Origin of the sequence: Peptoniphilus sp. HMSC075B08 (genome assembly GCF_001815405.1) — a bacterium.
GTDB lineage: Bacteria > Bacillota > Clostridia > Tissierellales > Peptoniphilaceae > Peptoniphilus_A > Peptoniphilus_A harei.
Map to the genome: position 1 here is coordinate 38,623 of NZ_KV820449.1, position 11,429 is coordinate 50,051.

Below are 11,429 nucleotides of genomic sequence, written 5' to 3' on the forward strand. Positions count from 1 at the left end.
AGTGACACCGTGTCACATGACTTAATAGTAAATCTATTTAAAATATTTGTCAAACTTTTTTAGAAAAGTTTTTAAGTCAAAAATTTTGTAAATTTTAAAAATAATTTTATATTAAACAAAGACTCATCACTTTACTTTTATAAAGAAGTAATTTGATATGTTAAATCTTCCTCTTTTAGGGTATAATAAAATTAGAAAGAAATATATAAAATAAATAGGAGGCAAGAGATGAAAATATTAGTACCTATTGATGGATCAAAGAGTTCAAAAAAATCAGTTGACGTTGCAAGAGACATGGGAGAAAAGCTAGGCGCTGAACTACTTATCCTCACAGTGACACCAGAAACTTCTATTTTTGAGCAATACCCAGCTAACTTCAACTTCACACTTGAAATTGACAAGGCAAATGTTGAGAGAGCTGAAATGATACTTAAGGATGCTGAAAGTGATTTAAATGGTTATCCACACGGAGTAGAAACTTTTTACACTTCAGGCAATCCAGGTGAACAAATTTGTAAGTTTGCCGAAGAAAAAGATGTAGACTTTATTATCATGGGCAACAGGGGACTTGGTGCTTTCTCAAGAACACTCCTTGGCTCAGTTTCAAATAAGGTAATTAACCATTCAAAGAAATCTGTTCTTGTTGTTAAGGCAGATATTTAAAATTAAGGACGGGTTTTCCGTCCTTTTATTTTTGGGCAAATGAAGAGAGTCAGGGCTTGCCCCTGATTTTTATTTGTAAAATCTTTGAGTCACTTAGACATTATTTTATAAAAACCTTGTCACAAGAGACTTAAAATTTTAAAAGAAGTGAAATTAAAAGACAAAGCTAGGCAAAAAAGATTTCAAAATTTATTAAAATTTACAAAAAACCATAAATTATTTACTAATAGTTTATTTTTTATCAAATAGGAAATTGTTTTTAAATAAAAGTTTTTAAATAAAGAAAGTCTTGAAAAACGAAGACAGAATGTTATAATAGAAATAACGTATGTTAATTAAATAACATTCTTTAAATTATTGTTAGGGGGATTTTAAATGGATTTAAAATTGGATAAGGAACATCTATTATTACAACAAATGTATCGTGCTTTTGCTGAAAATGAAGTAGAACCAGTTGCTGCTGATGTAGATGCAACTGAAGAAGTTCCTATGGAAAATGTTAAAAAGATGGCCAAATATGGTTTCTTCGGAATACCATTTCCTAAAGAATACGGTGGACAAGGTGCTGACTACCTAGCTTATGCTATGGCAGTAGAAGAACTTTCTAAGAAATGTGCTACTACTGGTGTAATTGTTTCAGCTCACACTTCACTTTGCTGTGCTCCAATCTATGAAAACGGAACAGAAGAACAAAAGAAAAAATACTTACCAGACTTACTAGCAGGTAAAAAGTTTGGTGCTTTCGGGCTTACTGAACCAGGTGCTGGTACTGACGCAAGTGGTCAAAGAACAACTGCTGTACTTGATGGAGACGAATATGTACTTAACGGTTCAAAAATATTTATAACAAACGCTGGATTTGCTGATGTATTCATCGTTATTGCAATGACAGACAGATCTAAGGGTAACCACGGAATTTCAGCTTTCATAGTTGAAAGAGGAACTCCAGGCTTCACTGTTGGTGAACCAGAAGACAAGATGGGTATCAGAGGATCTTCTACTTGTGAACTTATTTTTGAAGACTGTAGAATACCAAAAGAAAATCTTCTTGGAAGAGAAGGTAAGGGATTCGCTATCGCTATGAAGACACTTGATGGTGGTAGAATTGGAATCGCATCTCAAGCACTAGGAATTGCTGAAGGTGCAATTGATGAAACTGTAAAATACACTACTGAAAGAAAACAATTCGGCAGAAGAATTTCTCAATTCCAAAACACTCAATTTGAACTTGCAGATATGAAGACAACTGCAGAAGCAGCTCAACTATTAGTTTATAGAGCAGCAGACGCTAAGGGAGCAGGCATTCCTTATGGACACTTTGCAGCAATGGCTAAATTATTTGCAGCTGATGCAGCTAGTGATATTACTAGAAGATGTCTACAATTATTCGGTGGATATGGATACACTCGTGACTATCCAATAGAAAGAATGATGAGAGATGCTAAGATCACAGAAATTTACGAAGGTACATCTGAAGTAATGAAGATGGTTGTATCTGGCTGGATGGGCGTTAAATAATCGGAAGGAGTAATATAAATGAATATAGTAGTATGTATTAAACAAGTACCTGATACTAATGAAGTTAGACTTGACCCTGTTACTAATACACTTATTAGAGACGGAGTGCCAAGTATTATAAACCCTGATGATAAGTCAGGTCTAGAAGTTGCACTTAGACTTAAAGATGAAAATCCAGATGATGTTCACGTAACAGTATTATCAATGGGACCTCCACAAGCAGAAGGTGCACTAAGAGAAGCACTTGCAATGGGCGCTGATGAAGGAATCCTAGTATCTGATAGAGCTTTTGGTGGAGCTGACACTTGGGCAACATCTTGTACAATCACTGCAGCACTTGAACACCTTGATTTTGACCTAATCATCTGTGGTAGACAAGCAATCGACGGTGATACAGCACAAGTTGGACCACAAATTGCAGAACACATTGGAGTTCCACAAGTTTCTTATGTAGAAGAACTTGACCTTGATGAAGACAAAAAGGGTATTACAGTTAAGAGACAATTCGAAGACAGATACCACACAATTAATGTTAAATTCCCATGCCTAATTACTGCAATCGCAGAATTAGCTGAACCTAGATATATGACTGTTGGTAAAGTATTTGATGCTTACCAAAAAGATATCAAAGTTTGGGGTCTAGAAGATATTAAAGACAAACTTGATATGGCAAACATAGGACTTAAGGGTTCACCTACAAAAGTTAGAAAATCTTTCCCTAAACAAGGTAAAGGTAAAGGTGTACTTTTAACTGACTTAACTGCTGACGAAGCAGCTCAAGCTATCGTTGCTAAACTTCAAGAAAAGTATATTATCTAATTGGGGGTTTAAAAATGAGTAAAGATGTATTTGTATTTATAGAACAAAGAGACAATAAACTTGAAAAAGTTGGAATAGAACTTCTAGGAAAGGCAAGAGAACTTGCTGACGCTCTAGAACAAGATGTTGTTGGTGTTATCCTTGGTGACAAGGTTAAAGACCACGCACAAACTCTTATTAAACACGGCGCAGACAAGGTAATCGTAGTAGAAGACCCTATCCTAAAAGAATATGTTACTGAACCTTACGCAAAGGCAATAACAAAAATAATTAAAGACAAAGAACCAGAAATCGTAATTTACGGTGCATCATCAATAGGTCGTGACCTTGCTCCAAGACTTGCAGCAAGAATTCACACAGGACTTACTGCTGACTGTACAAAACTAGAAATAGATCCAGAATCTAAAAACCTAATGATGACAAGACCAGCATTTGGTGGTAACCTAATGGCTACTATCGTTTGTGAAGACTTTAGACCACAAATGGCTACAGTAAGACCAGGCGTTATGCAAGCACTTGATTCTGACACTTCAAGAACAGGCGAAGTTGAAGAATTCAAAGTTGACTTCACAGATGCTGATATGAATGTTAAGATTCTTGACATTGCAAAAGAAGAATCTCAAAAGAAAGATATCACAGAAGCTAAGATCCTTGTATCTGGTGGACGTGGAATTGGTGGACCAGAAGGATTCAAACCACTTCAAGAACTTGCTGACAAGCTAGAAGCAGAAATCTCTGCATCAAGAGCATCAGTAGACTCTGGCTGGATCACAAAAGATCACCAAGTTGGACAAACTGGTAAGACAGTTAGACCAGAACTTTACTTCGCAATGGGTATCTCTGGAGCAATCCAACACGTTGCAGGTATGGAAGACTCAGATCTTATCGTAGCTGTTAACAAGGACCCAGAAGCAGCAATCTTTGAAATAGCTGACCTAGGTGTAGTTGGAGACATCAACGCAATTGTTCCAAAATTAGTAGAAGCTATCGAAAGAGAACAAAAAATTAAAGCAGAAATTTAATCTAAATTAAATTTTAATTATAAGAAGAGGCTACAAATTTGTAGTCTCTTTTTTTGCTGCAAAAAATTATGGGTCTTGTAAAGTTTAAGAGATGATAAGTCTTTATAAACTTACAAATAAATCTAAAGTCCTAAGATGTGAAAATTAAAAAATGAGAAGGCTATATAAAATTCTTAAGTAGGAAGATATGGTAAGGTCATATAGAAGTGTGACTTAATAAAAAACTATAGGGGAGTAAGACTTAGTGACTTAATAGAAATTTTAAAATAGGAAAAATTTAATAAGTAAGAAAAAAATTATGAAGAAGCAAAAGTTTAATAAGTGAGAAAAAAATTATGAAGGCGTGAAAGTTAATTAAGTAAGAAAAAATATTGACTTATAGATTTTTAGAAAGTGGGAGTAAATCACAGATTCACTAGAAATTACAAAGTGAAAGAAAAGCAAAGAGTTACAAAAAATTACAAAGTAACAAATAATTCTAAAGTTATGAATTAAAAAGACCTTAAATTACAAAATCAATTGAAAGATAAAAATAAACTCAGAATAAAAACCCAATTAAGTTTAATGTGAAAAAAAAGATAAAGTCCAAGGCAAAATTTATTAAAACTATAAATTTCCTGAATAAAAAATATTGAGGAAGACAAGTTCAAAGAAATAAAGTTTTGATAAAAATACTAGGATTTTGCAGGAGAAAGTGTTAAAATGTTCTTTAATATTTTTTAAGGCAAACAAATTATCAGACTAAATTGATTAATACTTGAAAAATATAAAAAATAAAATGGGGGGAAGAAAGATGAATAAGTCCTATGTATTTTATAATGGGGAAATAGTAGAAGAAGAAAAGGTGTCTATAAGCATTAGGTCCAAGGTTGTCAACTACGGTCTAGGAGTCTTCGAAGGTATTCGTGCCTACTGGAACGAAGAAGAAGAACAACTCTATGCTTTCAAACTTGTGGAACACTACGAGAGATTTTTACAATCGGCTAAAGTTGCCAACCTAGAAGTAGGCTATACAGCAGAAGAATTAGCAGACTACACAATCGAGCTCCTAAGAAAAAATGGATTTAGAGAAACAACATACATCAGACCAATTGCCTACAAAGACGGAAAAACTGTTGGTATTAGCCTACACGGACACGAAGATGACTGCGTAGTAATCTACCTACAACCCATGGGCAAGTACATTGACAAAGAAGCCTTCAAGGTAAAGGTATCATCGTGGGTAAGGATAGCAGACAACATGTTGCCACCAAGAACAAAGGCCACAGCAGGCTACCTAAATTCAGCCCTAGCATCCTTTGAAGCTACAAAAAATGGCTACGACGAAGCAGTTTTATTAAATAGAAATGGCTTTGTATGTGAAGGACCTGGAGAAAATATCTTCCTATACAAGAAGGGCAAGCTAATGACTCCTCCAGCATCAGATGACATCTTAGAAGGAATCACAAGAGACCTTGTAATGAAACTTGCAGAAGAAGAACTAGGAATCCAATGTGCGGAAAAATCCATTGCAAGGACAGAACTTTATAACGCAGACGAAGTCTTCTTCTCAGGAACAGCAATGGAAGTTGCTCCAGTAGTTGAAGTTGACGACATCAAAGTTGCCGACGGCAAGCCAGGCAAGGTGTGCCTAGAACTCAAAAAACTTTTTGCAGACCTAACACATGGCAGAAATCCAAAATATATGGATGCCCTAAGGCCAGTTTACGAAAAATAAATATTATAAGATATGAGTCAGTGGATCAAGCCACTGACTTTTTTATTAGAAAAATTTTCAGATAAAGGATTTATAGAAAAATAAATATAAATAAAAATTGAAAAATAAAAGAAAAAAATAGGTCTTAAAAAACAATTTTTCATTCACTTTTCACTCATAAAAGAAAGAAGAAATATTACGAAAACATTAAATATAGATATCTAGGAGTAATTAATATAAAGTTTTTCGAAAAGTAAATACAAAACAAAAAACAATTTTACCTAAGAGAAAGTAAATTTAATATAAATCTATAAATAGATAAAGGAGAACAAAATGGTATAAAATAGCCAGAAGATCCAGATGAATAAAAAATCAGAAGCCAAAGAAAAAAGGCAATAATTTATTAGATCAATTAAGCGAGCAAAATAAAATACAAAAATTATCTAATGAATGTAAAAAAACTTAAATGAAGTTTGAAAGAAACTTGTAAAAAAGCTCAACTTTGCTATTTTTATGGTATAATGTAGTATACAGGACTATAGAAGTAAACTATAAACCGCAAATTTTAACAATTAATCTATGGATTTTTTAATTGTTCAAATTACTTATTATTTATAAGTTTTATAAAGATAGTTAAAGAAGATATTTTGAAAAAATATTTAAATATTTAAAAGGAGATAGTAAAGGATGAAAAACCCAATAAAGAATGGTAAAGAGGTCTTTGCCGTACTTTCTATGGCGACAGTTATGTCAATATCCATGTCTGTAAAAGTAGATGCAGCATCATCGGAAATTGAATCTAAAACTGACATAGTTGCAGCAAGCGCTGCTCACGCTGTAGGAAGTAGTATGGATAAAGCACCTAGTGAAGATAAAGTTGAAGAAACTATTTCAGCTAAAGAAGATACTATAAGTGCTGAAGGTAATAAAGAGGCTCTTGTAGAAGACACTAAGGTAACAGAGACAGGAAGTCCTAAAGTGTCTGAAGAAGCTTCTCTAGTAGAATCTGATAAAAGACCTACTGAAGAGGTTAAAGAGAAAACTGCACTAGTAGAAGAAAATAAAAGTCAAACTAAATCTCTAGCTGAAGATGCAGGGGCAGAAGTTGAAGAACTAGAAGTAGAGGGAGAAAAAACTCATCAGGCTCAAAGAGCTGGAGAAACTTCTGATCAAGAAGCTGAAAATTCTGGAACTCAGAAGGAAGATGATAAAAATCTTCAAAAAGCAGATGATCCAAACTATGGTGAAGATGAAAAGAAAATAGAGGACTACGATGGATCTGAACGTTATAAACAAACAGACCTCCAACCGGGAGATACAAATCAGGCGCTCGGTAAAACTGATGAAAATGTAGAAAAAGACGGTTTTAAATTTGAACTTAAAAACCCATCCGCAACATCACCAAGCAAGACTGAATATGGTTACCAAATTACTATTGACAAGAAGACAGGCCAAAGAACCTATACTAAGGTTACTGTAACTGATTCTGGTCTTATTTCTGTTGATCCTGGAAATAAGCCAATGATGGATAAGGGAGATAAAATAACTCCTGAATCTCCTGGTGTAACCTACAAACCAAATGAAGATACAAATCTAACAGCTAGTAGGAGACAAAGAAACTTAAACTACGAAGCAAGTAAAGAAACCTTAGAGCACATCAATAATAAGGACAGTGATTCTACTTCCTATGGTATGAAGGATAATTACACTCAAGATAATCCAGGAATTAAGTTTTTTGGAGATTCCTTCGGTATAACCTACAAGGTAAACCCATGGCCAAATGAAAATGACAAGCTTGAAGAGCTTAAACTCAATAAAAACAAGTACGACTCAAATAAAAAACATTTTGTCCAAGGCCAAGAAATAGACACTGGAATCAAGGTAGATAATATCGATGATAGTGCTAAGGAAAGATTGGTAGGACAAGTTTATAATCCTGTTACAGGAAAAATTGTCCCAGGGGCAAGTGCCTATATTGGTGATAATGGCAATATCTTTGTTAAAATGCCGGAAGGTGCCCTAACAAAGGATAAAGATGGCAAGACAATCATCAAAGAAGATTCTATCTTTAACACACCTGACTATAAGGGAATCCAAAATCTAGATGTTAAATTCTTTGCCCGCCCAAGAACAGCTGATGAATTTAAAGCTATAGCTCAAGCACCTGAAGATGAATGGGAAAAAGGAACCTATGTAGAAACAGGTGCAGGCACTGCTGAAATTAACCACAAGGGAACTAAGGTAACAATCGACAAGCAAGGCATCGACCGCTATGACCACTACAACCTAATCGGGGACTTTAAGTTAAACCTTGATGATACAAGATATTATGACCAAAAGTTCGAAGATGGCAATGGTGATGATACATCTAAGGTAACTTCATCTGCAGTAAAACCAGGCGAGCCATTTAAGGTAGGAATTGTAGAACCAGAAAATCCAGGTGAAACTGACAAGTCAGCAGATGACATGAATAAAGCTCAAGAAAATGGTGAAGCTTCTGGTAAGCTTATCATGGACTTCATAGAACGTGAAAACAAGGGCAAGGCAGAAGCAGACCAATGGAAGGTAAAAGTAGACCCTAAGGATATTTCAAACTTCACTATAACTCCTCCAAAATCAGCTAAAGCCGGTGACTTTGTTGCAATTCCTATTGAATACACCTACACAAACGGTTCAAAGGACACCCACTGGTTCCACTTTGTAGTCCAAGAGTCAGACTACATCAAACCTGAATACGACGCCCAAGTAAACTTCCCATCTAAGGAACAAACATCTCCTGCAACAGTAAAAGAAGATGGTAAGAGACTAACGCCAAAGAGATATTCTCTTCCAGACACCCTAGAAACAGACGGCGAAGGCAACAAGTTTGTTACAGATGATAGTGGAAATAAATGGACTGTAAAAGTTGATGAAGAAACAGGTCAAGTAACTGCTAAGCCAGTAGACCCCACAGTCTTTGATGGTGGCGAAAAGCTAACTGTACCAGTTATTGCTCACTATGTAGATGAACAAAAACCAGGCGAAGACATTACTGAAGATGTAAATGCTTATTTCGTAATAGAAGAGAAAGCAAACATGACTCCTCGTTATAATGCCAAGGCTGGAAAGACTGGTGATAAGCTTTCTTCAGATGTTATCTTAAATATAGAAGATAAATACAACAGAAGACCAGGTAAGTACACCCTAGATTCACCAACCTACACAGATGATAAGGGCAACACTTGGAATGTATCTATAGACGAAGAGACAGGCGTGGTTACAGCTACAGTACCAAATGAAGAGGAAGGCAAGAAGATAGACGGCGCCCTACTAAACGTTCCAGTAACAGCCCACTACTACGAAGAAGACGCAGAAGGCAATATCGTTGAAGCTGGCACAAAGACAACAGAAGTTCAATTTGTGGCTTATGGTACAAATGGTAAAGTTGAAAAAACAGTAGAAGTTCCTTTCGAAACCAAAGTAGAAAAAGATCCAAATCTTAAAAAAGGTGAAATCAAAGTCATCACCGAAGGTAAAAAAGGATCTAAGAAAGTAACTTATACTATCGAAGATTCAAAAATTATAAAAGAAGAAGAGCAAGAACTAGAAAAACCACAAATTAGAGAAATCCACGTTGGTGAAGGTGTAAACAATGGTACTCACAAGATTGAAGAAAAGGTTGAAGTTCCATTTGAAACTGAAATAGAATTTGACGACAGCCTTGCTCCAGGGGAAAAGAAAGTAACCCAAGAAGGCGAAGCCGGAGAAAAGAAGAGAGATGTAAATCTTACAATAGAAGATGGTAAGGTAACAAATACTGAAGTTGGAGAATTTACCGAAACTAAGGCTCCTAAAAAGAGAATTATTAAAGTAGGTAGAAATACCGAAGGCAAGGTAGAACACAAGGAAGAACTACCATTCAAATACAAGGTTGAAGAAGTAGATACACTTAAAAAAGGCGAATACAAGATTGTAAAACCAGGTAAGGTTGGAACAAAAACAACAACTTGGACAATCAAAAACTCTAAAGTCGAAGGCGAGCCAACTGTCACAGAAGAGAAACCAGAAGATGCACTTATCCAAGTAGGTAAGGGAACTAATGACGGCACTCATGATATAGTTGAAAAGAAAGCCTTAGATTACAAGACTAAAATTGAATACGATGAGAACCTAGATGCTGGTCAACAAGAAGTTGTTAAAGAAGGAAATCCAGGAGAACAAGAAAGAACAAACACACTTGTTATCAAGGATGGCAAAGTTACTGAAACTAAAGAAGGCGAATTCAAGACAACTAAAGAAGCAACTGATAGAGTTGTAAAAGTTGGTACAAAACCAGTAACAAAAGTTGTAGAAAAACCATTTAACACAGAATATGTTTACGATGAAAATCTTGAATCTGGTAAAACTGAAGAAGTAACTCCAGGTAAGAATGGAAAAGTTACTATCACAACAACTTATGACAAGGATCAAAAGAAGGTTGTAACTTCCGAAACAGAAGAAGCCGGTCAAAACAGAGTTGTTAAAATCGGTGGAAAAACTAACGGAACTGAAAAAGTTAAGGAAGAAATTCCATTTGATGTAGAAGTTAGAAAAGATCCAAACCTTAAGAAAGGTGAATGGAAGTACGCTACAGATGAAAATGGAAATGAATTAAGAGGAGAAAAGGGAGAACAAGAAAAGACCCTTACAATAGAAAACTCTAAAGTAACAAACACATCTGAAGCAAAAGTAACTAAGAAAGCTAAAAATGCAGTTATCCTAGTTGGTGAAGATACTAATGATGGTAACCACGAAATAAAAGAAAAGAAAGAATTACCTTTCGAAACTAGATATGAATATGATGATTCATTAGAACCAGGCGAAGAAAAAGTTGTTACTCCAGGTTCACCAGGAGAACAAGAAAGAACAAATAAACTTGTTATAAAGGATGGCAAGGTAGTTGAGGTTCAAGAAGGTACATTCGCTACAACTAAGGAGCCTCAAGAAAGACTTATAAAGATTGGTAGAAAGTCAACTGAAGGCGAAACTACTGAAACTCACACTAATAAAATTCCTTTCGATACTAAGGTTATTTATGATGAAACTCTTGAAGCAGGTTCTCAAATAATCGAAAAAGAAGGTAAGGTTGGAGAAGAAGAAGTTACAACAACTCAAAAAATTAAAGACTCTAAACCTGTTGGAGAATCTGAAGTAAGTAAGAAAACTATCACTGAAAAAGAAGACAGGATAGTTAGAGTTGGTGTTAAGCCAGTTGTTAAAGAAACTGAACTTGGTAACAATACTGAATACAGACACAACCCAGAGCTTAAGGCTGGTGAAGAAAAAGTAATCGAAGAAGGTTCTAAGGGTTCTGTAAAATATACAACTACTTTCAACAAGGAAACTGGTAAGCTTGAAGTAAAAGAAGAAAGAACAGAACCAAAGAACAAGGTTGTAGAATATGGTTCTAAGACTGAAGGCGAATTCACTTACGAAAGCGAAAAAGCTTACGACATCATAATTAGAGAAAATCCAAACCTTGAAGCTGGAAAGACTAATGTAATTCAAGAAGGTAAGCCAGGTAAAACTGAAACTACTGTTAAGGTTGAAAACTCTAAAGAAGTTTCTAGGGATACTAAGACAATAACTGAAAAACAAGATAAGATTATTGAAATAGGAACTAAGAATGTTTGTGAAATCCCACCAGTAGATCCAGAAGAACCAGAAACACCAGGAGGAGAAGATCCAGAAAA

6 protein-coding genes are annotated in these 11,429 nt (G+C 35.1%); all 6 read left to right on the forward strand.

Going from position 1 to position 11,429, the window contains the following annotated elements; all coding sequences use genetic code 11:
• The first annotated feature begins 228 nt into the window (after positions 1-228).
• The gene (locus HMPREF3023_RS05110) at positions 229-663 is read left to right on the forward strand and encodes a universal stress protein (protein ID WP_070701366.1); all 435 of its coding nucleotides are present in this window, start codon (positions 229-231) and stop codon (positions 661-663) included.
• A gap of 375 nt (positions 664-1,038) precedes the next feature.
• Positions 1,039-2,181: an acyl-CoA dehydrogenase gene (locus tag HMPREF3023_RS05115; protein ID WP_070701368.1), complete on the forward strand. Its 1,143-nt coding sequence runs from the start codon at positions 1,039-1,041 to the stop codon at positions 2,179-2,181.
• 18 nt (positions 2,182-2,199) lie between these two features.
• A complete protein-coding gene (locus tag HMPREF3023_RS05120) occupies positions 2,200-3,000 on the forward strand; it encodes an electron transfer flavoprotein subunit beta/FixA family protein (protein WP_070701370.1) in 801 nt (266 codons plus the stop codon).
• 14 nt (positions 3,001-3,014) lie between these two features.
• Entirely contained in the window at positions 3,015-4,022 is a 1,008-nt protein-coding gene (locus HMPREF3023_RS05125) for an electron transfer flavoprotein subunit alpha/FixB family protein (RefSeq protein WP_070701372.1), read from the forward strand.
• Between the two features lie 793 nt (positions 4,023-4,815).
• On the forward strand, positions 4,816-5,739 hold the full coding sequence (locus HMPREF3023_RS05130; protein WP_070701374.1) for a branched-chain amino acid transaminase: 924 nt from the start codon (positions 4,816-4,818) through the stop codon (positions 5,737-5,739).
• Positions 5,740-6,405: 666 nt separating this feature from the next.
• Positions 6,406-11,429, forward strand: a 5,024-nt coding sequence (locus HMPREF3023_RS05135) for a G5 domain-containing protein (protein ID WP_246829185.1), incomplete at its 3' end; no start/stop codon positions are given.

Bases quoted from the DNA above. Each gene is read 5' to 3' on its own strand.
- HMPREF3023_RS05110 (WP_070701366.1), top strand. From the start codon at position 229: ATGAAAATATTAGTACCTATTGATGGATCAAAGAGTTCAAAAAAATCA.
- HMPREF3023_RS05115 (WP_070701368.1), top strand. From the start codon at position 1,039: ATGGATTTAAAATTGGATAAGGAACATCTATTATTACAACAAATGTAT.
- HMPREF3023_RS05120 (WP_070701370.1), top strand. From the start codon at position 2,200: ATGAATATAGTAGTATGTATTAAACAAGTACCTGATACTAATGAAGTT.
- HMPREF3023_RS05125 (WP_070701372.1), top strand. From the start codon at position 3,015: ATGAGTAAAGATGTATTTGTATTTATAGAACAAAGAGACAATAAACTT.
- HMPREF3023_RS05130 (WP_070701374.1), top strand. From the start codon at position 4,816: ATGAATAAGTCCTATGTATTTTATAATGGGGAAATAGTAGAAGAAGAA.